Source organism: Gordonia sp. NPDC003425 (assembly GCF_053588635.1).
The window spans coordinates 17,780-40,217 of sequence record NZ_JBSFQI010000002.1; the positions used below are offsets into that span (position 1 = coordinate 17,780).

Here is a 22,438-nt window from a genome sequence, read left to right on the forward strand (position 1 = left end):
TACGCGACGACCGACCGCCGGCGCAAGGGAGATCTGTCCCCAGCGCCCGCGCCACTGTCGCTGCCGCGCTGGCCGCACATCCCCGCCCCACCCGATCCCACGGCAGTGGCGTACCTGGTGATCGGAGTCGGCGCGACCGGCAGTCGGCTGTCTCTCGAATATGCCGCTGCACTGGGTGTTCCGGCCACAGTGCGAACCATGACTCGGCTCGATGACGATCTCGATCAGATCATCGCCGACGTGTCGCGGATGCTCGTAGGACATCGGGTGTGTGCCATCGGACCCGAAACGGAGTTACTCCGGTTGGCCGCGATCTTCGATACCGCAGGACTTCTCGAGAGCGAGTTCAGCATGTGCGCCACCTCGACCGACGAGCTCACTGTGTACTGCGTGCACTGCTCGGCCACCACCGTGGCCACGGCCACGCCTGAGGATGTCGTGCGTTGCTCCGGTTGCCGCCGCCACCTGTACATCGACCCGCACGTCTCCCGACGTAAGGCGGGATACCTCGGAACCGACGCCTACTCCCAGGAGTTGCGATGACCGTCCCCAGCTACTATCCGTGGCCCTTCGATCGCGGGTCCACCACCTTCCGCTACTCGGTGAACGTCTCGCGCGCAAGAGAACTCGCGCACACCGCGGTAGGATCATGGGGCCGTTGGGTGGTCGAGGTGGAGGACGACGATCAGTACGTCGCCGCCTGCCGCGCCCGCGAGCACATCCTCGCCGAGGATCCGCGTCGCCTGCAGATGATGGATCACATGCGGCCCGGCTGCTGGGATCTGGTGATGTTCTACCTCCGTGAGCTTGCCGATGCGCGACCGGACGTGATGTCGCTGCGCGCCGACGGCGATCACCATGTGTGGTCCAATGCGCTTCTCGGCCAAGAGATCCGTTTCCGCTACGGCGACGACGACACCGTGCCGAACGGACCGCTCGGCTTTGTGGGCTCCCAAGTGCCCGAGGACCTCCTGCTGCTGAGCGAGCGCGACGGGCAGCTCTGGTTCGACGCCGGCGTGGTGACCTTCGCCGGGAACTGGTCGATCGACTTCGACCTGGGCATGAGCTTCCACCAGATCCACTCTCCGGTACCGCGATTCACCGGCGAAGGCCACACGAACGCGGCCGAACAGTTTATGCGCAGGCTGACCCCGGACGACATCTACCGCCGCACCAACTGGACGTTCTCCTCCACCGGCACGCCGCGGCTGGACACTAGCCTCGAGTCGATGCCCACCTGGGGCTGGGAGATGCCCGCACTCATGGCCGCCGGTGAGTGGGGCCGGATACAGCTGCGCGTGGAGACCGAACATTTCATCCGGCTGCCGTCGAGCGGTGCGCTGGTGTTCAGCATCCGCACCACGATGCTCTCCCTCGCCGATATCGCCACCGTGCCCGAGTGGGCCGAGCAGATGGTCTCGATCGTGACCGAACTACCCGACGACATGGCCGAGTACAAGGGCATGACCGACTACCGCGAGCCCGCGATGGCTTGGCTCGCCGAGGCGGCGGGATTGTCCGCCGTCACCGAACGGTCTGCGTGATCACCCCCAGCTGGGCGCCGACGATCGAAGTGAGTCGTTCTTCCACGTCGATGCCGGGTGCGGCGAGGTCGATGATGCCTGCCGCGTAGCTGAGGTCGTAGCCGTCCATGGTGGCCAGGATCGAGTCGACGATCTCCTCGACCTGCATCACCGGGGTGAAGTCACCGCTGCTGATTCCGTCAATGATGGCTGCGCGCAACGGTTTTGCCCATTCCGCATGAATCGCGGTGATGCGCTCGCGCTGCGAGGGATTGCGGGCGGCCGACGCGGCGAATTCCACCCAGAGGCGGCTGCGCTGCCGGAAGTCGCCGACACCTCGGTAGGCCCGGATGGCGCGGGTGATCCGCGACCAGGGGTCACCCCCTGCGTCTGCGATCTGCTGGATCTCGCGCACCACCCCAAGCGTGTACGAATAGAACGCGGCGTCGATGAGCTGGTCGCGGGTGGCAAAGTGATGTTGTAGCGCCCCTACCGACAGCCCGCACGAGCGCGCGATGTCGGAGAGCCGCACGTTATCCACACCGCGTTCGGCGATCGTCTCGACCGTCGCAGTGAGGATCTCGTGTCGGCGTTCCTCACTCAGGCCGCTGCTCCGGGCACCCATGGGCAACGACTCTAGTCGAACGCCCCCGGGCATCAGAGCGAGTCGGTGGTCTCCTTTGCCCCCGGAGCGCTAACCGCAGCGGGAGAGGCAGGAGAGGGAGCGACAGCGTCGGCGGTCACCACCGAGGGACGGTCGGCGTCGTCGCGGCCGAGGCCGGCATAGGCTCGGGCGATGCGCCGGACGAACTGGTGCACCCCGTCCTCCTCGGGCGCCATCGGACCGGGCAACGCGCTCTGCGAGGAGATGCCGAGCTGCACCGACTCGCATGCCGTCCAGTCCTGACGATTGGTGAGGTCCCAGAAGTCCACCGCATAGGCCGGATCGAAACCGTCCTTCTCAACAGCCGCAACGGGGAACGACCACGAACACTCGACATGAGTCGACGATGCGCTCAGCGGCCGCAACGTGTGGGTCATGATGTAATCGGGGTGCAGGCTGATGAGGATGTTCGGAAAACACACTACGTACATCACGGTACGCGACTGAAGTTCATCGAGGCCCTCGATGTTCACTCCACCGGAGCGCCCGTCGAGCGACATGGTCTGTGCGTCGGACTCCAGGTCCATCCACCCGCCCATCCACTCTCCGTCGGAATCGACGTTTTCACCACTCTCCGGCGGGGATACCCGGCACAGTTCGGGATGGATCGACGGACAGTGGTAGCACTCCTGATAGTTCTCGACGATCACCTTCCAGTTGGCGGCGATCTCGTAGGAATGGGTGGCCACCGTGCGAAGCTCGTCGGGACGGTAGGGCGCCACGATCGACTCGAGATCCCCTACATGGTCGGTGAATTCTCCTGCCGAACGCGAAGGATCGACGAACAGCCAGCCGTGCCAATCCACGACGGGCAGGGACACCAAGCCGAACTCGTTCTTGTCGAAGCCCTCGACGTCGCGGAAGCCGGGCGCGTTACGCAACGAACCGTCGAGCCGGAACGACCAAGCGTGGTACGGACACACGATGGATCGACGCTGTGCGGTGCCGCCACAGGGGATCAGTTGATGCGCCCGGTGTCGGCAGAAGTTCGCGAATGCCCGGATCTGTTCATCCTCACCACGCACCAGCAGTACGCCGCCGGCGCCGGTGTCCACCGACTTCTGGGCGCCGACGCGATCGAGGTGATCGGCGCGTCCGACACACACCCAGCCGGAGAAGATGTTGGCCTGCTCCCACTCGTGGACGTCGTCGTCGGTGTAGGCGTCCGGCGGCAGCATCCTCGCCTCGGCGAACGGGGCATAGGATCGCGCTACCTCCGCCTCAGGGAGTGGCGCCTTGGTGCCGCGCCACGAAGATCGTCGTGCCATGGTCATTCTCCTTCAGGACGTATGTGTGGGAACTGGTTGTGAGGTCGTCATTCGCCGGCGAACGCGCTTAGACCGGTGTCGGCTCCGCTGCGCCGCCCGAGCCACCGGTAGATGCCGAAACCGATCGCGATGGCCAACATGGCCGCGGCGAGCAACATGGTGGCCAGCGCATTGAGCGCCGGCGTCGGTGACGACCGTGCGGAGTTGTAGATCAGCACGGACACCGGTTCGGAGTCCGCACTTCCCGACAGATAGCGGACGATCACGAAATCGTCGATCACATCCGCGAATACGAGAACCGCACTGGCCACGATCGCCGGGACCAGCATCGGCAGGATGACCCGGATCTGCGCCTGCCAGGGCGAGGCGCCGAGATCCATCGCCGCTTCTTCGTAGGACGATCCTATCGTCGCGAGCCGCGACCTGACCAGCACCGCCGGATAGGACAACTGGAAAGTGATCAGGCCAACCACTTGCGCGGAGGTTCCCAGCGTGATGGGCAGTACCAGGTTGGTCACCACGAACAGGATCGCCACCGCGAGAAGGGTTTCCGGAATGACGAACGACATGAGCATCAATCCGTTGACACCGTTGGGAACCCGACCTCCCCAGCGATGCAACCCGGCTCCGAGCGCCACGCCGAGCGGCACGGTGATGATCGTGGTGAGCAGGCCGAGCCACAACGTCTGGATCAACGCCGAATGTAGTGTGTCGTTGCCGAACACCGATTGATCGGAACCGAAGTACCACTGGGTGGAGAATCCCTGCCACACCGACCTCGATCGGCCGTCGTTGAACGAGAACAGCACCGCGATGGCGATGGGGAGTAACGACCAGATCAGGTAACCGATCGTCACCGCAGCCAGTACGCGGGGCTTGCGCCACGGGTCGTACCACCACCTCGACAGAGCATTCATCCGATTGTCTCCCTCACGCCAGGAACCCGTCGGATCGCGATACCGAACGGACGTAATAGAACATCGGGATCAGGCACACGAGCAGGACGAGCAGGACGAACGCACCGGCCTGTCCAGTCTGCCCCGGGGTCAGCACCGTCTCGTTGATGAGATTGCCGACCATCGATGTGTTCGGCGATCCCGACAACATGTCGTTGGTGAAGTAGTCGCCGAGCATCGGCAGCGACGTGAGCATCACACTGGCGAGGATGATGGGGCGCGTCATCGGCAGGGTGACGCGCACAAAGGCCCCGGTGCGGGTTGCCCCGAGATCACGTGCGGCCTCGATGGCCGAGTCGGGCAGGCGGCCCAGGCCGGCCACCAGCGGCACGATCATGTACGGCACGTACCCGTAGACGAGGCCGAGAATCACCACCATCGCCGATCCGGACAACCAATCCACGTGCACAGGCAGCAGGCCGCCGAGGCTCAGAACGCGATTGACCAGTCCGTCGTTGGCGAGCAGGTTGACCCACGAGAGCATCCGCATCATGTAACTGATCCAGAAGGGCGCGATCAGCAGCGCGAGCAGCAACCCCTGCCAACGACCCGACTGACGAGACACAAAGTAGGCGATGGGAAACGCGATCACCAGGCAGAGAACACTGGCCAGTCCCACATAGATGACGGTACGCAAGATGGCCGGACCGAACACGCCGTCGGGCCCCACGATGTGGGTGAGGACGTACGTGAACTGAGAGGGATTCCAGTAGAACGGATTCCATTCGGGTACTGCGGTCCGAAACACCGGATCCACCCGGCCGAACACCACGGCGAGCACCACGTACAGCGGGAAGACGAAGAAGAACAGCAGCCACAATGTGCCGGGAAGTGCCAGTGCCACACCGAGTCCGGGCAACCGGACCCGTCGTCGCCGATGTGGCGACGGCGTCTCCGGCGCCGTGGGGAGCGTATCGACGGCCAGGCTCATGCGCCCGCCTTGAAGTTCTGCCACACCTGGTGCCAGGCAGCATCGTTGACGGGGCTGAGTTCGAGCAAACGGTAGCCGACGTTGAACCACTCCTCACGCACCGCCGCCTGAGCGAGTGACGGCGGCAGATAGCCCTGCTGCACCAGCGTGGCCTGATTCAGTGACTTCTGCGGAGGCTGGTACCCAATGCCACTGAAGTTCTTCAGCGCCGTGTCGGTGTCGAGCACGTGTTGCAGGAACAGATGAGCGAGCACGGGATTCTTCCCGGATTTCATGACGACCATCAGATCGTTGTCCACCAGACCTTTGCCGTCCTGCGGAAACCAATAGCGAAGTGTGTCCGGGGATTGACCTTTGGGCAGGTAGTACTGAGAGTTCACCGCGTCGCCGGACCACATCTGGGTGATACCGAGCTGTCCCGCAGGCAATTCGGTGTACATCGACGCAGTGACCTTGGGATTGGTGGCCGACTTCATGTTCGAGAGCCCGACGGAGATCTTGTCCAGATCGGCCTTCGAGTCGGTATTGACATTGGTGATCCCGTTGCGCAGCAACACCATCGCCATTGCGGTGTGCCAGTCGTCGATCAGGCCCACCTTGTTCTTGTACGACGGGTCCCACAGCGCATCGTACGGATTGGGCAGGGCGGCGATGTCGGCGCCGACTTGATCGGTACGCCAGGCGATCCCCGTGGTGTACACGGTGTAAGGCACCGTGTACCGCCAGCCCTGGTCGTACCAGGGGTTGGTGAAGACATCCCAGACGTTGGCGATGTTGCTCAGATAACTGTGATTGAGCGGCCGGATCAGATTGGCGGTGACGAGCTTGGCCAACTGGTCGTAGCTGGGAATGTACACGTCGAAGGGCACCGCCCCCGACCGGATCTTCGCGATCGACTCGTCGGCGTCGTTGAAGGTCGATACCTCCACCGTCACGCCGTACTGGCTTTCAAAGGTTTTGATCACATCGCCGGCGATGTAGTCGGCGTAACTGTAGACGAGCAGCGTGCCCTTCTCGGGCGGCAACCCGTCGGCGATCGTCTGATTGTCCTTGGCGATGGGCCACGTCACCGGATTCTGCGGTGACGCTATCCGCAGTTCGGACGTCGTCGAGTCGGAACGCTGCGCGCATGCGGTCAGTGCGGTGCCCAGCGCCGGCACCGAAATACCCAGAATCGCTGCGGCACGCAGGAAGTCACGTCGCGAGGGCTGTCGCTGTGCCATGTGTTACCTCCGGTCGGTCACGAGATGTCCCGATGCCGATTCACTCTGCGCTGAGTGTTGTACCGGCGCCGGTAGCCAACTAAGCTCACGTCAACATCACTCGACTGAACACTCAGTCAATCTAATGAGTCCACTGGGTTCGGAGGTTTCACGGTGGTTACATCTACGTCAGCTTCAGCGACACTCGACGAGGCGATAGCGGCCGAAAGCGACATCTTCATCCACCGCCAACCGGTCGGATCCGACATCGGCCGACGCGCGCGAACCGTGCTCGCCGGCGGGGCCACGTCGAGTTGGCAGATCGCTGACCCTCAGCCGGTATGGCTTGATCATGGTGCAGGAGGCCATATCTGGGACATCGACGGGAACGAGTACGTCGATCTCCACGGAGGTTACGGAGCCGCCATCGCCGGTCACGCCCATCACGCGATCGTCGATGCCGTGACCTGTCAGGTCGCGCGCGGAACCCATTTCGCGCAACCGACCGAAGACGCCATCGTGGTGGCCGCAGAACTCAGCCGGCGGTGGGGTCTACCGCTGTGGCGGTTCGCAAATTCGGGTACCGAGGCCACCATGGACGCGGTGCACCTGATGCGCACCCTCACCGGCCGCGATCTCATCATCAAGGTCGAGGGGTGCTATCACGGCCACCACGACTCGGTCCAGGTGTCGGTGCAGCCCGATCTCGCCGACGCGGGTCCCGCCGATCATCCCGTCAGTGTGCCGGCCGGCAACGGAATTCCTCGCGCCATCACCGATCTCACCGTGATCGTGCCATTCAACGACGTCGCGGCAGTGCAGCGGGTGTTCGACGAGAACCCCGGTCGCATCGCCGGCATGATCGTGGAACCCGTCATGATGAATGCGGGGATCATCCCACCGGCCGACGGCTACCTGTCCGGTGTCCGCGAGGTGCTGCACGCACACGGCGCATACCTGACCTTCGACGAGGTGAAGACCGGATTCACCACGGGGCCCGGCGGTGTGACCCGCCGCTACGGCGTGGCCCCGGACATCGTGTGCCTGGCCAAGGCGCTCGGCGGCGGACTCCCGGTGGCCGCGATCGGCGGTACCGCCGAGGCCATGTCGGCAATCGTGGACGAACGCTACGAGCAGGTGGGTACGTTCAACGGCAATCCCCTTGCGATGGCCGCCACCCGGGCAAATCTCACCGAGGTGCTCGACGACGCCGCGTACCGCCATCTCGATGCACTCGCCGCACAAGCGTCCACGGGTATCTCGGCGAGTATCGCCGCGCACCGACTCCCCTGGCACGTGATGAGTGTCGGCGCCAAGGGATGTGTGGTGTTCTCGCCCCGGCCTGTCACCGACTACCGCGGTTTCCTCGACCTCGACGGCCGATGGGGCCAGTTGCACTGGCTGATTCAGCACAACGGTGGCGTGTTCCTGCCACCCTGGGGAAAGACCGAGCAGTGGCTCATCTCGGTGCAACACACCAGCGCCGACATCGACCGGTTGATCGCGAATTTCGACCGCCTCGCGAGCCGGGCCGCAGAGGTGATCGCATGACCGGCACGTCGACAACAGGAGCGGTGAGCCTTCGCGCAATCCGTAAGTCCTTCGGCGGTGTCACAGCGGTCGACGGCGTCGATCTCGACATCGCGGCAGGTGAATTCTGCTCTCTGCTCGGCGCTTCGGGATGCGGCAAGACAACCACACTGCGGGTGATCGCCGGTTTCGAACGTGCCGACTCGGGACGAATCGTGCTCGACGGCGCCGACATCACCGATGTCGCACCGCACCGCCGACCGCTCAACACCGTGTTCCAGAACTACGCATTGTTCCCGCTGATGACGGTGGCCGAGAACGTGGCGTTCGGGCTCAAGTACCACCGGGTACGCGGCAACGACGCGCGACGCCGCGTGGCCGACGTTCTCGACCTCGTCGGTCTGTCCGCCCATGCCACGCATCGTCCGGCGCAGTTGTCGGGTGGGCAGCAGCAACGCGTCGCGCTCGCCCGGGCGCTGGTGTTGCGGCCCTCGGTGCTCCTGCTCGACGAACCGATGGGCGCCCTCGACGCCGCGCTGCGAACCCGCCTGCAACTCGAGTTGCGCACGCTGCAACGCGAGGTGGGCATCACGTTCATCCACGTCACGCACGATCAGCAGGAAGCGCTCACAATGAGCGACCGGATTGCGATCATGGCGGGTGGATCTATCGAGCAGATCGGCACACCCGAAGAGGTGTACACCGCACCGCGGACCCGTTACGTCGCGGGCTTCATCGGGAGTTCGACCCTCGTGGACGTCGAGGTACTCGAGGTATCGGGTGATCGCGCAGTGTGCCGCGCCTTCGGTGCCACGATCCGCACGGTGGCCGCTCCGGGCGTCGTCCGGGGCGCGGCCTGCTTGGTGCTCCGGCCGGAACAGGTGCAGATCACCGAGCCCACCTCAGTACCTGCCGCCGGCGACAACTCCATCGACGCCGTGATCACCGACGTGATCTATCAGGGGTCCAGTTCCGAGGTTCGCGTGCGGACCGCGACCGGCGAGCCGCTCTCCGTCGAGGTCACCAATCGCGGTGCGCGCGCGCTGATCCCACCCGGCACGCCGGTGCAGTGCACCTTCGCCACGGCGGCGGCCCGGGTACTGGCCAACTCCGCGAGGGCGACTCAGGACTCTACGCGGTCGGGCCTCACGAGTGCCACACCCAACGCGCTCTCGACGTAGGACATGGCGATCTCGTAACCGCGGTCGGGCGTCACCTCGCTGTCGCCCAGCGTGCATTGGATCGCCAGTCCGTCGAGCAGCACACAGAGACTGACAGCCAGATCGCGCGGGTCGGCCACTTCGATCTCGCCATGGGAAACAGCTTCGCGCAGAACTGTTTCGACGAGCTCGCGCCAGCGGCGATCCTGTTCTACACGCACATCGGACACCTCCGGATGCCGAGTGGCCGTGGCCCACACGTCGAGCCACAGTCCCCAGTCGCCCGGGGAGGGATCTTTGCCGCGCGGCGTGCAGCAGGAGCGGATCAGCTTGTCGAGCCGGTCGACGAACCGGGGAGACTCGCGCATCATCGCCGAGGCGCCTGTGTAGAACTCTTCCTCGTAGTGTCGCAACGCCTCGACGAGGAGTTGATCGCGCGTGCCGAAGTAGTAGATCACCAACGCCGAACTCACCTCGGCCCGTTTGGCGACGTCGGCGATCCGGGTGTCACCAAAACCGCGTTCACAAATCAAACCCGCTGCCGCAGAAAGGATACCGATTCGGCGTTCCGCATTCTCCTTGGTCGCCGGTGCCGCGTCAGCCATTGCCCGCTCCTCTCACCACCGCATCGCCTCTTCGTGAACCGGACTCGCCCAAGCGGTTTCGGTCAATTCACATGGATGTCACACCAGATCTCTTGCGGGCAATATAGCACGCCACTAGATTGAACAGTCAGTCAAATGCATTCGCTCTCACTCCCGTCCACCCGTCCCGTACCCCGCTCATCAGGACTCTCATGCCACAGATTTCGTCCGCATCGGTGTCGGCGATGCTCGATGCACGCACCATCGCGGTGGTCGGCGCGAGTTCGCGCGCCGGATCGTTCGGCGAGCGCATGGTCACCGAGGTGGGTCGCTCCAGCGGCAACCGCGAGATCTACTACGTCAATCCCCGGTACCGAACGATCGGCGATCGTCCGTGCGTGCCCGGCCTCACCGACCTCGACGCCGAGATCGATCTGGTGATGCTCGGCGTGGGCGATTCCGCGCTGCCCGAGCAGATGCACGACGCGGCGTCGATCGGCGCACGCTCGGCGGTGGTCTACGGATCGGCCCACGGTCACGAACTGCGCCACCGGATAGCCACCACTGCTCGCGACGCCGGAATGGCCTTGTGCGGCGCCGGATGTATGGGCTTTCTGAATGTCCGTACCGGCCTGCGAGCCCTGGGCTACCTCGAGCGAGCGGATCTGAGGGCAGGCCCGGTATCGCTGATCACCCACTCGGGATCGATGTTCTCGACCGTACTACGGACACGTCAGCGATTGTCGTACGATCTCGCTGTCTCCTCCGGCCAGGAGTTGGTCACCACCACCGCCGACTACGTCGACTACATCGTCACCGAGGGCGGCACCCGGGTGCTCGCGCTGATTTTGGAGACCGTTCGCGACGGCCGACGACTCCGGGAGTCGTTGCACCGGGCACGGTCTCACGACATCGAAGTGGTCATACTGGCCACTGGTGGCTCGCCGGCGGGATCGGCGATGGTGGCGGCCCACTCGGGTGCGGTGGCAGGCGATTTCGCCACGTGGGATGCGCTGTGCGCAGACTTGGGCGCGGTGCGCGCTTCCGACCTGGCCGAGTGTGCCGATCTCATCGAATTGCTGGCCAATCCGCGCCGCACCGCGCACGCCGGTGGTCGGGGACTGGCCACCGCACACGATTCGGGCGCCGAACGCACCATGACTGTCGATCTCGCCACTCAAATCGGCACGCCACTGGCAGATTTGACCCCTGAGACCCGGTCGGTACTGGCCGAGCACCTCGACGAGGGACTCGAACCCACCAACCCGCTCGACATCTGGGGCGCCGGCCGTAACACGCGAGCCCTGTTCCGGAATTGCCTGCACGCCCTGAGTGACGACCCGTCCGTCGGCGCCACCGCGCTGGCGGTGGACTTGGTGCCCGAGTACGACGGCGACACCGACTACGCCGACGCCGTCGTCGATGTGGCGTCGGCCACCGAAGAGCCGATAGTCGTGCTCGCCAATCTCGCCTCGGCGATCGATCCGAACGTGGCCCACCGCCTGCGCGGGGCGGGCATCCCGGTGCTCGAGGGCACCCGCTCGGGACTCTTCGCGCTTCGGCACCTGCTCGATGCACCTGAACGCCGTTGCGCCGCAATCCTCCCCGACGTGCACGTTAATCCCGCACGAGCCGCGCGCTGGCGTGGCCGGCTCGGCACCGGAGTGCCGATCGGCGTCGACGAGGCCGTCGCCCTGGTGGAGGACTACGGCATCCCGCAACCGCCCACACTGACAGCGCGCACCGCTGCGCAGGTGCGCGCCGCTGCCGAGGACATCGGCTGGCCGCTGGTACTCAAGACTGCCGATCCCGGGATCGCACACAAGTCCGATGTCGGCGGCGTCGTCGTGGGAATCGACGATCATGACGAACTGGCCATCACCTACGCCGACATGGCGCGGCGACTCGGTCCGCTGGTCTCCCTGCACGCGATGGCCGCGCCCGGGGTGGAACTGTCGGTGGGGGTGATCGCCGACGATCAGTTCGGACCGATGGTGGTGGTCGCCGCCGGCGGGGTCCTGATCGAGGTGATCGGTGATGCGGCCACCGCGCTACCCCCGATCGATGCCGACCGCGCCCGAGATCTGGTGAACCGGTTGACCATCCGACGCCTACTCGACCGTCATCGGGGTCGTCCGGGGGTCGACAGGGAGGCCTTGGGGAAACTCATCGTCGCGGTAGCGCAGATCGCCATCGAACTCGACGGGACCTTCGAGGCGATCGAATTCAACCCGGTGATCGCCCGCCCCGCCGGCGTCGTCGCCGCCGACGTCCTCATCTCGCCACGCACCCCATCACACCAGGATCGGACTGCCGCATGTTTGGATTGACCGACGACGAACTCGCTCTGCGCGACCGGGCCGCCCAGTTCGCCGACTACCTCATCGGCTGGGAGGTCGATGCCGAAATGGCCGGTGGACACCTGCCTTCCGACGTCACCGGCGATCACCACGAACAGGCCATCGCCCGGGGGCTGTACGCCACCAACATGCCGGTGGAGGTGGGCGGGCCCGGACTCTCAATGCTCTCGCAGGTACTCGTGCAGGAACAGGTGGGGCGCGTTACCAACGGGCTCGGCTGGGTTATGCACACACCACCGCAGTGGTGGGCGGAGGTGGCCACCCCCACACAACGTGATCGGTGGCTCATTCCGGCGGTGCGCGGCGAGCGGCACGAGTGCTATGCCATCACCGAGGAGTTCGCGGGCACCGACGTCGGCGATCTGCGTGCCACGGCCCACCGCGACGGCGACCACTACGTCGTCAACGGCGTTAAGTGGCATGTGACGTCCTACAACATCGCCGATTACTGCTTCGTTCAGGCTGTGCTCACCGGCGGCCCCCACGACGGGGATCACGTTCTGTTCGTAGTGGATCTGCCGTCGCCGGGCATCGAGGTGGTGCGCACCCCGGCCTACTCGCATCACATCGCCGACGAGCATCCGATCGTCTCCTTCACCGACGTTCGCATCCCCGCCGATCAGCTCATCGGCGCCGAAGGTGAAGGGATGACGTTCTCCCAGGACTGGTTTCGGTACGAGCGGATCATGGTGGCCGCACGGTGCGTGGGCGCGGCTTCGCGTCTCGTCGACGAGATGACCGGGTTCGCCGATGCCCGCGTCGTGGGCGGTACCCGACTCGGCGACCGCCAGCTCGTGGCCGCGATGCTCGCAGATTCGGCGGCGGAGCTCTTCGCCGCCCGCGCGATGCTCTACGCGGTGGCGCGGTCGGTCGATGCCGACGCCGACCGCAAAACCCTGCACGGGCGTGCGTCGATGGCCAAGCTGTACTGCTCCGAGATGGCCGGCCGCGTCGCAGATCGCGCCGTGCAGGTGTTCGGTGGACGCGGCTACATGCGCGAGAACGTCGCCGAACGCATGTTCCGCGAACTGCGCGTCGAGCGGATCTGGGAGGGCGCCAGCGAGATCCAGCGGGTCATCGTCGGTCGGCAGTTGCTCAACCGCGGTCCCGGCGCACTGCTCGGCGATCCGGTGCGCGTTCAGACCTCGACGTCCGGCGACGTGCCGGGCGCGACAGGATAAGGGAGACAAAATATGACCATTTCGGAGAATCCCGTGTCGATCCCCGCGATCGTGGTGGCCGACCCCACCTCGGTGGAACTCGAGGATTGGGGACCGCTGGCCGAGGCCACCGGCGAGGCGATGGCCACCCACGGCAAGACGTTGTGGACCGGCGAGGGCGACACCGAGGTCGGCGTGTGGCGCTCGGCACCGGGGCCCTCGCGGTGGCTGCTGGAGACCAACGAGTTCATCACCGTGGTGGCCGGCCGGATGACGGTCACCGAGGACGGTGGCGCACCGCTCGAGGTGGCTGCGGGTACGAGTGCGTTCTTTCCGAAGGGCTGGTCGGGGACGTGGGACATCCACGAGGAGATCCTGAAGGTGTATTCGATCTTCTGAACAACAACCACACGAATCATCGGTGCCGCTACACGCCCTTTTGCCCCCACCAGACGGCGGCCGGTAACCTCATCGGGTGAGTTCTACCGATCCGACGGGGGCCAGAGCGGCAGGCGTCGTGGCACGCGAGGCCGCACGTCGTCGCACGTTCGCGATCATTTCCCACCCCGACGCCGGTAAGTCCACCATGACCGAGGCGTTGGCGCTGCACGCACGCATGATCAGCGAGGCCGGTGCCATCCACGGCAAGGCGGGACGCAAGTCCACCGTGTCGGACTGGATGGAGATGGAGAAGGCGCGCGGCATCTCGGTGAGTTCCACTGCGCTGCAGTTCACCTACTCCCCCGACGGCTCCGATGACGCCGCCGCGGTGATCAACCTCGTCGATACCCCCGGTCACGCCGACTTCTCCGAGGACACCTATCGGGTGCTCACCGCGGTCGACGCCGCGGTGATGCTGATCGACGCCGCGAAGGGTCTCGAGCCGCAGACGCTCAAACTCTTCCAGGTGTGTCGCCACCGCGGTATCCCGGTGATCACCATCATCAACAAGTGGGACCGGCCCGGCCGCACCCCGCTCGAACTCATCGACGAGATCAGCGAACGCATCGGCCTCACACCTACACCGCTGTACGTGCCGGTCGGTATCGCCGGGGATTTCCGGGGGCTGCTCGACCGGCGGACCGGGCAGTACATCCACTTCACGCGCACCGCGGGCGGCGCCACCATCGCACCGGAGGAGATCATCGACCCCGACACCGCGCTCGAGCGGGAGGGCGACGCGTGGATCGCCGCCGTCGAAGAGAGCGAACTGCTCTCGGAGATGGGGCAGGATCACGACGAGGAACTCTTTCTCGCCGGGCAGACCTCGCCGATGATCTTCGCCTCGGCGATGCTGAACTTCGGTGTGCGGGAACTGCTTGACGCGCTGGTCGAACTGGCGCCGGCGCCCGGTCCGCGCACCGGCATCGACGACACGGTCCGTGAGGTGACCGATCCGTTCAGCGCCGTGGTGTTCAAGGTGCAGGCCGGGATGGACGCCAGCCACCGCGACCGGCTGGCGTTCATGCGCATCGTGTCCGGCGAATTCGACCGCGGCATGGTGGTGACGCACGCCCAGACCGGCAAGCCGTTCGCCACCAAGTACGCGCTGACCGTGTTCGGCCGCGACCGCTCCACCGTCGACACCGCCTACCCCGGCGACGTGGTGGGCTTGGTCAATGCGATGGCCCTGGCGCCGGGCGACACCTTGTTCGACGGCCCGCGGGTACAGTTCCCACCCATCCCGTCCTTTGCGCCGGAACACTTTTCGTCGCTGCGCGTCACCACCGCCGACAAGTACAAGCAGTTCCGTAAGGCGATGGATCAGCTCGACAGCGAAGGCGTTGTGCAGGTGCTGCGCAACAACACTCGCGGCGACGCCTCGCCGGTGCTCGCCGCCGTCGGGCCCATGCAGTTCGAGGTGGTGACCGCACGGATGAAGACCGAGTTCAACGTCGACACCGTGATCGAGCCGCTCGGCTACTCGCTGGCGCGACGCACCGACGCGGACAGCGCCCCCGAACTCGACCGCCAGCGGGGAGTGGAGGTGTTCACGCGCACCGACGGCGCGCTGCTGGCCCTGTTCAGTGACAAGTGGCGGCTGCAGTACATCGAGAAGGAACACGCCGACCTCACCCTCGAACCCCTTGTGGCGACGGCGGATTGATTCCACGCCGATGATGGTGCCCGTCGGCCGCCCAACCGGGGTGCGGCTTCTGCCGTTCGTCTGCCTTACCGCGGTGGCGCTGGTCGCCGGATGTTCCGGGGACGCCACCAGCACCGGCACACAGTCGGCTGCCGCATCGTCGTCGATGCCCGCCGAGTCGACGCTGGTCGATGCGCAACGCTGCGCGCAGAAGCCGCCGACCGGCGCCATCGACCGCACGGGTTACGACCTTCGCTTCACCCGCGGCCGGATCTACATCTCGAGTACGCCCGCTGCGCCACTGGCTGCCACACCGCTGCCGCCCGAGGGGGCGCCGCCGCAGCCCGCCACGCCCACCACGTCGACGTCGCGGCCGACCACCACGTGTCATCGGTTCGAGCGCTGGGGGGATCCGGTTCCCGACGTCCCGCCCGACTCGCTGCTGTTCGTGTTCAAGGGCGGCGACGGCGACGGTGCGCAGGTCGAGTTCCCGGTGAATGAATTGACCGGAGAACATCTTCCGCCGATCGGTGTCAGCCGACCCACGGTGGGACCACTCACCGGGCCGATCGCCGCCACCATCGGACTGTCGGCCGATGGCACGTTCCACAGTTCGGGAACGTGCCGCCTGCGCCTCACCGCGATGTCGGCGAAACGCGCCGCGGGGCACTTCGACTGTCCCGGTGCCACACTCGCCGACACCGATCCGCTCAACCCGGACGACGACGTCCCGTTCGACGAGGAATCCACCACACCACCACCTTCGGCGGCAGGTCCGGGGCAGGTCGATGCGGCAGTGTCGGCCGTCGATCTGGCCGGATGGTTCGATCTGCAGCCCTGACCCGCAGCAACTGTCAGCGCTGCAACCGTCAGCGCGGCAACCGTCAGGCGCCGACGATGGAGGCGATCATCGCCGGGTCGACCTCGTCGATGGTCGCCGGCTCGAAGGCAGGGTTGCGATCCTTGTCCACCAACACCGCGCGCACCCCTTCGGCAAAGTCGTTGGTCACCGTGATGCGTTCCGCCGCATGCAGTTCGCGGTCGAAGCATTCGTCGAGCGGCGAACTCGCGCCCGCGGCGAGCATGGCTGCGGTGACCCAGAGGCTGGTCGGCGACGCGCCGTCGAGCAGCGTCACCATCTCGTGCGCCCACTCGTCGCCGACCGCTCCGCGCAGACCACCGACGATCCCGATCACGTTGTCGTCGTTGAAGTATTCACCGATCTTGCGCAGCGGCAGATCGGTGTCGGGAGCGGCGGCGCCGCCGAGAACGTCGACGAGCGGGGCGCCGTCGCGGATCCTGCCCGCCACCCCGGGCAGGTCGGCCGAGGGCACGAAATGTGTTGCCAGACCGACGGTCACCGCCTCGGCACCGCGGATTCGGGCACCGGTGAGACCCAGCCACATGCCGACACCGGTGGGCAATCGCGGCAAGAAGTAGCTGGAGCCGATGTCGGGGAAGAAGCCGATCGCCGTCTCGGGCATCGCAATCAGTGCGCGTTCGGTGACCACACGGATCTCGCCGTGCACACTGATGCCCAGTCCCCCACCCATGGCGGCACCGTCGATCAGTGCGAGGTAGGGCTTGGGGTACTCGGCGATGAGTTGGTCGAGCCGATACTCCGAGCTGAAGTACCGGGTGACGGCGTCGGCGTCACCGGCCAGGGCGTGGTCGCGGATGGCGCGGATGTCGCCGCCCGCGCAGAAGGCCCGCTCGCCGGCCGAGGTCACCAGCACGGTGTCGATGGTGTCGTCGTCGCCCCACGCGAGAAGTTTGGCGTACATGTCGTCGATCATGGTCTGGTCGAGTGCGTTGAGGGCTTTGGGCCGGTCGAGGATGATCTCGCCGACACCATTGGCCACCTGGGTGCGGATGAACGACATGGACCCACGGTATCGGGTGACCGTCGCCGTCCTTTGTCCGACGGTGGATTCTCGCTCGCATTCGTCGACTCGATCGCGGTGACCGGCGCCGCGGCATTCCCGGTCATCGGGTGCATACTGACAGTCGATGAGCACCGACGGTCTCGACCTGCGCTCCCCGACCCGACCCTCCACTCCCGTCGTCCTGGTCCACGGACTTCGCGTCAGCGGCGCCCCGATGCGACGGATCGCCGCTGCGATTCCGGACCGCGACGTCGTCTGTCCCGACATGCCCGGGCACGGCACCCGCGCCGACGAGACGTTCACCCTCGACGGCGCGGTGTCGGCGGTGGAGGCTGCGGTTGCTCGGTTGGGTCGTCCAGCGGTGCTCGCGGGAATGTCGATGGGTGGCTACGTCGCGATGGCCACCGCGGCGTCGAACCCCACCGGTGTCGCCGGACTCGCCGTGTTGTGCGCCACCGCGCAGCCGTCACCGTTGCTGGCGGCACCGTTTCAGGTGTTCGGAGCGGTGACGGGGCTGCTCCCGGCGCAGGCGTCGCAGATCAGCCGATGGCTGACCAGGGTGGCGGTGGGCCGTGAGGTGTCCGACGACATGGAAGCGGGCGGGCTCGCCCTGCACTCCATCCGCGATGTGGTGGCCGAACTCAGTCGCTTCGACGCCCTCGACGCGGCGAGCCGCTTCCGCGGCCCAGCGCTGTTCGTCAACGGCGCCTGGGATCAGTTCCGGGTGAACGAACGGCGGTTCGTGTCGGCGACGCCTCGTGGCCGACTCGTGGTGGTACCGCGCGCCATGCACCTGTTCCCACTCATCCAGCCGGCCCTCACCGCCGGTCTTCTCGACGACTTCGCCACCTCGGTCGACGTTTTCGCTGGTTGAGGTCACCGTTCCCGCTGGTTGAGCTTGTCTCCGTCCGCTGGTTGAGCTTGTCGAAACCACCACCCGTTGAGCTCGCCGTTCCCGCTGGTTGAGGTCGTCGTTCCCGCTGGTTGAGCTTGTCGAAACCACCACCCGTTGAGGTCGCCGTTCCCGCTGGTTGAGCTCGCCGTTCCCGCTGGTTGAGCTTGTCGAAACCACCACCCGTTGAGGTCGCCGTTCCCGCTGGCTGAGGTCACCGTTCCCGCTGGTTGAGCTTGTCGTTCCCGCTGGTTGAGCTTGTCGAAACCACCACCCGAGGGCTCGCTCAACGCGGATGTGGGCACGCTCAACGCGGATGTGGGCACGCTCAACGCGGATGTGGGCACGCTCAACGCGGATGTGGGCACGCTCGACGCGATCATTCGAGCTGTTCGGCCACCTCGAGCCATTCCGCCTCGGCGTCGTCTTTTTCCTCTGTCACCGAACGTAATTCGGTTCCGAGAGTGACCAGCCGCTCGGGATCGGTTGCCGCGTCGGCGAGTTCGGCGTGAAGTTTCTCCTCGCGGTCGGAGAGCTGACCGATCCGGCGTTCGAGGCGATTGAGATTCTTCCGCGCCTCACGGTGTTCGGCGGCACTCAACCCGGAGGAGGGCGGTTCGGCATCGTCGGCCGTTTTCGCCGCCGACTTGCCGGTGGCACGATCACGTGCCTCGATCTCCTTGCGCCTCTGCAGATACTGTTCGATTCCACCCGGCAGATTCGTCAGCTTCCGGTCGCCGAACAATGCCCACGTACTGTCGCAGATGCGCTCGATCAGGTAACGGTCGTGACTGATCACCACCAGTGTCCCCGCCCAGTTGTCGAGGAGGTCCTCGAGTTGCTGGAGAGTGTCGATGTCGAGGTCGTTGGTCGGTTCGTCGAGCAGCAAAACGTTCGGTTCGGCCATCAGGATGCGGGTCAACTGCAGTCGCCGGCGTTCGCCGCCGGAGAGATCACCCACCGGGACTCGCTGCCTTGCCGGGGAGAATCCGAGTCGCTCGGCAAGCTGGGCGGCAGACATTTCCTTGTCGCCCACCATGATCCGCGTTGCCACCGACTCCACCGCGTCGAGCACACGCTGATCGGGGTCCAGATCGTCGAGTTCTTGTCGCAGCCAACCGATCTCGACGGTGACACCTTCGATGCGCCGACCCGGCGCCACGTCGACCTCGCCGGCCAGCGCACGCAGCAACGTGGTCTTCCCGGAACCGTTGACCCCCACCAAACCCACCCGCTCGCCCGGCGCCAGCCGCCAGGTCAGGTCGTCGAGCAATACCCGACGCGCACCGGACCCCTCGGTCGCCGGTGTCTCGATGTGGGCGTCCTCCAGCTCGATCACCACCCGGCCGAGGCGTCGGCGCGCAAACGCCGACAGGCTCACCGAATCACGCGGCGCCGGCACATCGGCGATGAGCTTCTCGGCGGCCTCCACACGGTAGCGGGGCTTGGATGTCCGTGCCGGCGGACCGCGTCGCAGCCAGGCGAGTTCTTTGCGGGCCAGATTGCGGCGTCGTTCTTCGGCGGCGTCGGACATGCGTGCGCGTTCGGCCCGGGCGAAGATCCAGTCGTTGTATCCACCCTCGTATTCGTCGACCCGCCCGTCGTGCACCTCCCAGGTGCGCATCGCCACCGTGTCGAGGAACCAGCGGTCGTGGGTGACGACGACGAGTGCGCTGCGGCGGGCCACCAGATGCTCGGCCAGCCATTGCACCCCCTCGACATCCAGGTGGTTGGTGGGCTCGTCGAGGATCAACACGTCGGCGTCGGTGACCAGCGCCGCGGCCAACCCGACACGGCGTCGCTGACCGCCGGAGAGTTCGTCGACGCGGGCATCGAGCAGCCCGTCGATCCCGATGCCCGCGAGGATGCCGCGGACCCGCGGATCACCGGCCCACTCGTGCACGGCCACACCCGGACCGCCGACCACCACGTCGGCGACGGTCGCGCCCGCGGGCAACTCGCCGCGCTGGGTGACGGCCGCCACCTTGATGCCACCGGCCCGCGACACCCGACCGCTGTCGGGTTCGGTGATCCCGCCCAGGATCTCGAGCAACGTGGTCTTACCGCCACCGTTGAGTCCCACCACTCCGATGCGCTGACCCTCGTGAACGCCCAGACTCACCGCATCCAACAGCGGACGAATGCCGTAGCTCTTGCTCACACGGTCGGCGTTGATCAGCGCGGAGGTGGTGGCAGGCGGCACCGGTCGAGGCTATCAATGTCGCCGGCAACCCCGACACCGATGGCCGCTCGCAGGTTCGATCGGCGACTGCGTCACTGCGTGGGGTCTGTCCCGCCGGCCCAGGTGTCACGGAACTCGACTGGCGTCATCCCGTACTGACGCTTGAAGTTTCGGGTGAGTTGATCGGCGCCACGGAAACCGTTGGCGTGCGCGACAGCGGCGATGGTGCGCCTTCTGTCGTCGTAGGCCAATTCCATGGCGGCGCGTTCGAGTCGCTTCTGCATGATGAGACCCGTCACGCTCAGTCCGGTTCCCTCGAACGCGCGGTGCAGGGTACGGACGCTGGTGTGCAGTCCGTTCGCGATCGAGGTGCACGAGAGCTCCGGGTTCGCAGCGCCTATCTCGATGGCGTCGATCACTGCTCGCCGGATGTTCAGCAACCCGGGCGCAGGTAGTTCGAAACTCTCACGTGAGGAGATCACGAGCAGGGCCATGCGCACCAAGATCTCATCGAGCCGGAGGATCTCCGGTAGTGCGTCACCGGAATCCTCGACGATGACTTCGGCGACGAAGTCGCGTGCCTGCACCGCGAGTCCCGACAGATCCCATGGCCGGGCGACGATCTCGGCCACGTCGACGTTCCAAACGCGCAGGAGGTCCATCGGGATGGCAATGGTGATCGCATCGATCCAGCGAGATTGGACGAGCACCTCGAACGGGTGGTCGTTGCGAAGCGCTACGGCCTGGCCGGGCATGACGGTGACCGTTCTACCCACGTGGGAGCACGTGTATTCGCCCTCGATCAGCATGCCCAGGTATACGGAATCTCCGAACACATCCTTGACCTGGCCCGCAGTGCGCGTCGACGACACGAATTCGCCGGTGTACCGCACGCACCACAGATTCCCGGTGTGACGGAACGACGTGGTCGACTGCCCGCCGGGGACGGCTATCGTGTGGCCGCCCAGGGTGCGACCACTCTCCCTGCTCAGCGAGTACTGGTGTCGTGAGGAATAGCGCGTCCGTGGCGCGGCGGTGGTGCCGGTGGCCGTCGAGCTCCGAGGTGCTCGCGCGGAGCGATAGTCGGCACTCGGGCCGCTGAGCCGACTCCCCATCCTGATCCCCCCTGCTTCTCCCGAAAGCGGACAATCATTTCGGTGTTTCAGATGCTAAATCATGTTTCGGAACATCACTGCCTATCTGCCGCGCGGGCCTGTCCGTCGTCAGATGATCTGCAACCGGAATTGTGAACATTCCTGCACGATCACCGCGGCGTGGATACCGTGTCAGAGGTGTGGCGCCACGGATCAGCGGTTGGGCAGGCATTCGTATCCGCTGCGCTGGCAGGCGCGTTCGGCGTCGCGGCGGCGTTCGCCGCGGGACCTGCCGATGCCGCGCCCCAGGTGGGTCCCGACGTGTCGAGCCATCAGCATCCCAACGGTGCGTCGATCGACTGGTTCGCGGTGCGCGCGGCGGGGCAGCAACTCGCGTTCGTCAAGGCCACCGAATCCACCTGGTACGTCAACCCGTTCTTCGTGCCCGACAGTCTCGTGATGCGGGCCGCCGGCCTCATCCGCGGTTCGTATCATTTCGCCGATCCCAGCAGGCCCGCCGCACCGCAGGCGCTGTTCTACGCCGGCATCGTGCTGGGCCAGAACGGCATCCTGGATCTGCCGCCCGCCCTGGACCTGGAGAGTTCGGGCGGTCTCGCCCCGGCGGCCCTGCAGGCGTGGGTCCGCGAGTTCTTCGCCACCCTGGAACCGCTCACCGGACGCAAGACGATCCTCTACACCTACCCGCACTTCTGGAACACCGCCATGGGTGCGACCCGCGAATTCGCCGACCACCCGCTGTGGATCGCCTCCTACAACGGGAAGTCGGCACCGGAGATGCCACGTGGCGGTTGGACCACCTGGACGTTCTGGCAGTTCACCGACAGCGGCCGGTTGCCGGGCATACCCACCCCGGTCGACCTCAACCGATACAACGGATCGATCGCATCATTACGCGCATTCGGCAACGCGCTCAACGCTTTCGGCAGCTGACACCGGCTG

Annotated in this window: 21 protein-coding genes; 11 read left to right on the top strand and 10 right to left on the bottom strand. The window is 65.9% G+C overall.

From position 1 onward, the window contains the following. Window positions 1–198: 198 nt before the first annotated feature. Together ACWDTD_RS02595 and ACWDTD_RS02600 are read left to right on the top strand one after the other, a co-directional pair. Window positions 199–543 carry a dimethylamine monooxygenase subunit DmmA family protein gene (locus ACWDTD_RS02595; RefSeq protein WP_449745507.1) on the top strand — a complete coding sequence of 115 codons (345 nt, stop codon included), beginning with the start codon at window positions 199–201 and terminating at the stop codon, window positions 541–543. Then, window positions 540–1,544: a heme-dependent oxidative N-demethylase family protein gene (locus ACWDTD_RS02600; protein ID WP_449745508.1), complete on the top strand. Its 1,005-nt coding sequence runs from the start codon at window positions 540–542 to the stop codon at window positions 1,542–1,544. Before ACWDTD_RS02595 ends, ACWDTD_RS02600 begins: the two co-directional genes overlap by 4 nt. Here the strand turns inward: ACWDTD_RS02600 and ACWDTD_RS02605 are convergent. From ACWDTD_RS02605 to ACWDTD_RS02630, 6 genes are all read right to left on the bottom strand, one after another. Beyond that, window positions 1,525–2,148, bottom strand: coding sequence for a TetR/AcrR family transcriptional regulator (locus tag ACWDTD_RS02605; RefSeq protein WP_449745509.1), 624 nt, complete (start codon window positions 2,146–2,148; stop codon window positions 1,525–1,527). The genes ACWDTD_RS02600 and ACWDTD_RS02605 overlap by 20 nt on opposite strands. 32 nt (window positions 2,149–2,180) lie before the next feature. Beyond that, window positions 2,181–3,455: an aromatic ring-hydroxylating oxygenase subunit alpha gene (locus ACWDTD_RS02610; protein ID WP_449745510.1), complete on the bottom strand. Its 1,275-nt coding sequence runs from the start codon at window positions 3,453–3,455 to the stop codon at window positions 2,181–2,183. A gap of 47 nt (window positions 3,456–3,502) precedes the next feature. Beyond that, window positions 3,503–4,372 carry an ABC transporter permease gene (locus ACWDTD_RS02615; RefSeq protein WP_449745511.1) on the bottom strand — a complete coding sequence of 290 codons (870 nt, stop codon included), beginning with the start codon at window positions 4,370–4,372 and terminating at the stop codon, window positions 3,503–3,505. 13 nt (window positions 4,373–4,385) lie between these two features. Beyond that, entirely contained in the window at window positions 4,386–5,342 is a 957-nt protein-coding gene (locus tag ACWDTD_RS02620; RefSeq protein WP_449745512.1) for an ABC transporter permease, read from the bottom strand. Further along, window positions 5,339–6,565 carry an extracellular solute-binding protein gene (locus tag ACWDTD_RS02625; RefSeq protein WP_449745513.1) on the bottom strand — a complete coding sequence of 409 codons (1,227 nt, stop codon included), beginning with the start codon at window positions 6,563–6,565 and terminating at the stop codon, window positions 5,339–5,341. Before ACWDTD_RS02625 ends, ACWDTD_RS02620 begins: the two co-directional genes overlap by 4 nt. Before the next feature lie 174 nt (window positions 6,566–6,739). Beyond that, window positions 6,740–7,036, bottom strand: coding sequence for a hypothetical protein (locus ACWDTD_RS02630; RefSeq protein ID WP_449745943.1), 297 nt, complete (start codon window positions 7,034–7,036; stop codon window positions 6,740–6,742). Here ACWDTD_RS02630 and ACWDTD_RS02635 point away from each other — a divergent pair. After that, on the top strand, window positions 6,923–8,095 hold the full coding sequence (locus ACWDTD_RS02635; RefSeq protein ID WP_449745915.1) for an aspartate aminotransferase family protein: 1,173 nt from the start codon (window positions 6,923–6,925) through the stop codon (window positions 8,093–8,095). The genes ACWDTD_RS02630 and ACWDTD_RS02635 overlap by 114 nt on opposite strands. After that, complete coding sequence (locus ACWDTD_RS02640; RefSeq protein WP_449745514.1) at window positions 8,092–9,255, top strand: ABC transporter ATP-binding protein; 1,164 nt, start codon at window positions 8,092–8,094, stop codon at window positions 9,253–9,255. The genes ACWDTD_RS02635 and ACWDTD_RS02640 overlap by 4 nt, the downstream gene beginning before the upstream one ends. On the opposite strand, the gene ACWDTD_RS02645 is transcribed toward ACWDTD_RS02640, so the two are convergent. After that, window positions 9,198–9,839, bottom strand: coding sequence for a TetR/AcrR family transcriptional regulator (locus ACWDTD_RS02645; RefSeq protein WP_449745515.1), 642 nt, complete (start codon window positions 9,837–9,839; stop codon window positions 9,198–9,200). The two genes, ACWDTD_RS02640 and ACWDTD_RS02645, sit on opposite strands and share 58 nt — an antisense overlap. 191 nt (window positions 9,840–10,030) lie before the next feature. Here ACWDTD_RS02645 and ACWDTD_RS02650 point away from each other — a divergent pair, with 191 nt between their 5' ends. From ACWDTD_RS02650 to ACWDTD_RS02670, 5 genes are all read left to right on the top strand, one after another. After that, window positions 10,031–12,148 carry an acetate--CoA ligase family protein gene (locus tag ACWDTD_RS02650; RefSeq protein ID WP_449745516.1) on the top strand — a complete coding sequence of 706 codons (2,118 nt, stop codon included), beginning with the start codon at window positions 10,031–10,033 and terminating at the stop codon, window positions 12,146–12,148. Then, on the top strand, window positions 12,136–13,359 hold the full coding sequence (locus ACWDTD_RS02655) for an acyl-CoA dehydrogenase family protein (RefSeq protein ID WP_449745517.1): 1,224 nt from the start codon (window positions 12,136–12,138) through the stop codon (window positions 13,357–13,359). Before ACWDTD_RS02650 ends, ACWDTD_RS02655 begins: the two co-directional genes overlap by 13 nt. A 12-nt stretch (window positions 13,360–13,371) precedes the next feature. Continuing rightward, window positions 13,372–13,737, top strand: a complete 366-nt coding sequence (locus ACWDTD_RS02660) for a cupin domain-containing protein (protein WP_449745518.1) — start codon at window positions 13,372–13,374, stop codon at window positions 13,735–13,737. A 76-nt stretch (window positions 13,738–13,813) separates the two neighbouring features. Continuing rightward, on the top strand, window positions 13,814–15,445 hold the full coding sequence (locus ACWDTD_RS02665) for a peptide chain release factor 3 (protein WP_449745519.1): 1,632 nt from the start codon (window positions 13,814–13,816) through the stop codon (window positions 15,443–15,445). Window positions 15,446–15,455: 10 nt separating this feature from the next. Next, window positions 15,456–16,265 (top strand): hypothetical protein, encoded by an 810-nt coding sequence (locus ACWDTD_RS02670; protein WP_449745520.1) that lies wholly within the window; start codon window positions 15,456–15,458, stop codon window positions 16,263–16,265. A gap of 43 nt (window positions 16,266–16,308) precedes the next feature. Here the strand turns inward: ACWDTD_RS02670 and ACWDTD_RS02675 are convergent, their stop codons facing one another. Further along, a complete protein-coding gene (locus ACWDTD_RS02675; RefSeq protein ID WP_449745521.1) occupies window positions 16,309–17,307 on the bottom strand; it encodes an enoyl-CoA hydratase/isomerase family protein in 999 nt (332 codons plus the stop codon). A gap of 127 nt (window positions 17,308–17,434) precedes the next feature. On the opposite strand from ACWDTD_RS02675, the gene ACWDTD_RS02680 reads away from it, so the two are divergent. After that, window positions 17,435–18,184 carry an alpha/beta fold hydrolase gene (locus tag ACWDTD_RS02680; protein ID WP_449745522.1) on the top strand — a complete coding sequence of 250 codons (750 nt, stop codon included), beginning with the start codon at window positions 17,435–17,437 and terminating at the stop codon, window positions 18,182–18,184. A gap of 397 nt (window positions 18,185–18,581) precedes the next feature. On the opposite strand, the gene ACWDTD_RS02685 is transcribed toward ACWDTD_RS02680, so the two are convergent. Beyond that, on the bottom strand, window positions 18,582–20,405 hold the full coding sequence (locus ACWDTD_RS02685) for an ABC-F family ATP-binding cassette domain-containing protein (RefSeq protein ID WP_449745523.1): 1,824 nt from the start codon (window positions 20,403–20,405) through the stop codon (window positions 18,582–18,584). Window positions 20,406–20,476: 71 nt separating this feature from the next. Then, entirely contained in the window at window positions 20,477–21,277 is an 801-nt protein-coding gene (locus tag ACWDTD_RS02690; RefSeq protein WP_449745524.1) for a helix-turn-helix transcriptional regulator, read from the bottom strand. A 447-nt stretch (window positions 21,278–21,724) separates the two neighbouring features. Between ACWDTD_RS02690 and ACWDTD_RS02695 the strand changes: the two genes are divergently transcribed. Beyond that, entirely contained in the window at window positions 21,725–22,429 is a 705-nt protein-coding gene (locus ACWDTD_RS02695) for a glycoside hydrolase family 25 protein (RefSeq protein ID WP_449745916.1), read from the top strand. Window positions 22,430–22,438: the final 9 nt, after the last annotated feature.

What these genes read in the sequence shown, in the direction of transcription:
- ACWDTD_RS02615 (WP_449745511.1), bottom strand. Translation starts at nt 4,372, where the DNA reads ATGAATGCTCTGTCGAGGTGGTGGTACGACCCGTGGCGCAAGCCCCGC.
- ACWDTD_RS02650 (WP_449745516.1), top strand. Translation starts at nt 10,031, where the DNA reads ATGCCACAGATTTCGTCCGCATCGGTGTCGGCGATGCTCGATGCACGC.
- ACWDTD_RS02620 (WP_449745512.1), bottom strand. Translation starts at nt 5,342, where the DNA reads ATGAGCCTGGCCGTCGATACGCTCCCCACGGCGCCGGAGACGCCGTCG.
- ACWDTD_RS02630 (WP_449745943.1), bottom strand. Translation starts at nt 7,036, where the DNA reads ATGGGTTCCGCGCGCGACCTGACAGGTCACGGCATCGACGATCGCGTG.
- ACWDTD_RS02660 (WP_449745518.1), top strand. Translation starts at nt 13,372, where the DNA reads ATGACCATTTCGGAGAATCCCGTGTCGATCCCCGCGATCGTGGTGGCC.
- ACWDTD_RS02600 (WP_449745508.1), top strand. Translation starts at nt 540, where the DNA reads ATGACCGTCCCCAGCTACTATCCGTGGCCCTTCGATCGCGGGTCCACC.
- ACWDTD_RS02655 (WP_449745517.1), top strand. Translation starts at nt 12,136, where the DNA reads ATGTTTGGATTGACCGACGACGAACTCGCTCTGCGCGACCGGGCCGCC.
- ACWDTD_RS02670 (WP_449745520.1), top strand. Translation starts at nt 15,456, where the DNA reads ATGATGGTGCCCGTCGGCCGCCCAACCGGGGTGCGGCTTCTGCCGTTC.
- ACWDTD_RS02675 (WP_449745521.1), bottom strand. Translation starts at nt 17,307, where the DNA reads ATGTCGTTCATCCGCACCCAGGTGGCCAATGGTGTCGGCGAGATCATC.
- ACWDTD_RS02640 (WP_449745514.1), top strand. Translation starts at nt 8,092, where the DNA reads ATGACCGGCACGTCGACAACAGGAGCGGTGAGCCTTCGCGCAATCCGT.
- ACWDTD_RS02595 (WP_449745507.1), top strand. Translation starts at nt 199, where the DNA reads ATGACTCGGCTCGATGACGATCTCGATCAGATCATCGCCGACGTGTCG.
- ACWDTD_RS02610 (WP_449745510.1), bottom strand. Translation starts at nt 3,455, where the DNA reads ATGGCACGACGATCTTCGTGGCGCGGCACCAAGGCGCCACTCCCTGAG.
- ACWDTD_RS02625 (WP_449745513.1), bottom strand. Translation starts at nt 6,565, where the DNA reads ATGGCACAGCGACAGCCCTCGCGACGTGACTTCCTGCGTGCCGCAGCG.
- ACWDTD_RS02645 (WP_449745515.1), bottom strand. Translation starts at nt 9,839, where the DNA reads ATGGCTGACGCGGCACCGGCGACCAAGGAGAATGCGGAACGCCGAATC.
- ACWDTD_RS02605 (WP_449745509.1), bottom strand. Translation starts at nt 2,148, where the DNA reads ATGGGTGCCCGGAGCAGCGGCCTGAGTGAGGAACGCCGACACGAGATC.
- ACWDTD_RS02680 (WP_449745522.1), top strand. Translation starts at nt 17,435, where the DNA reads ATGAGCACCGACGGTCTCGACCTGCGCTCCCCGACCCGACCCTCCACT.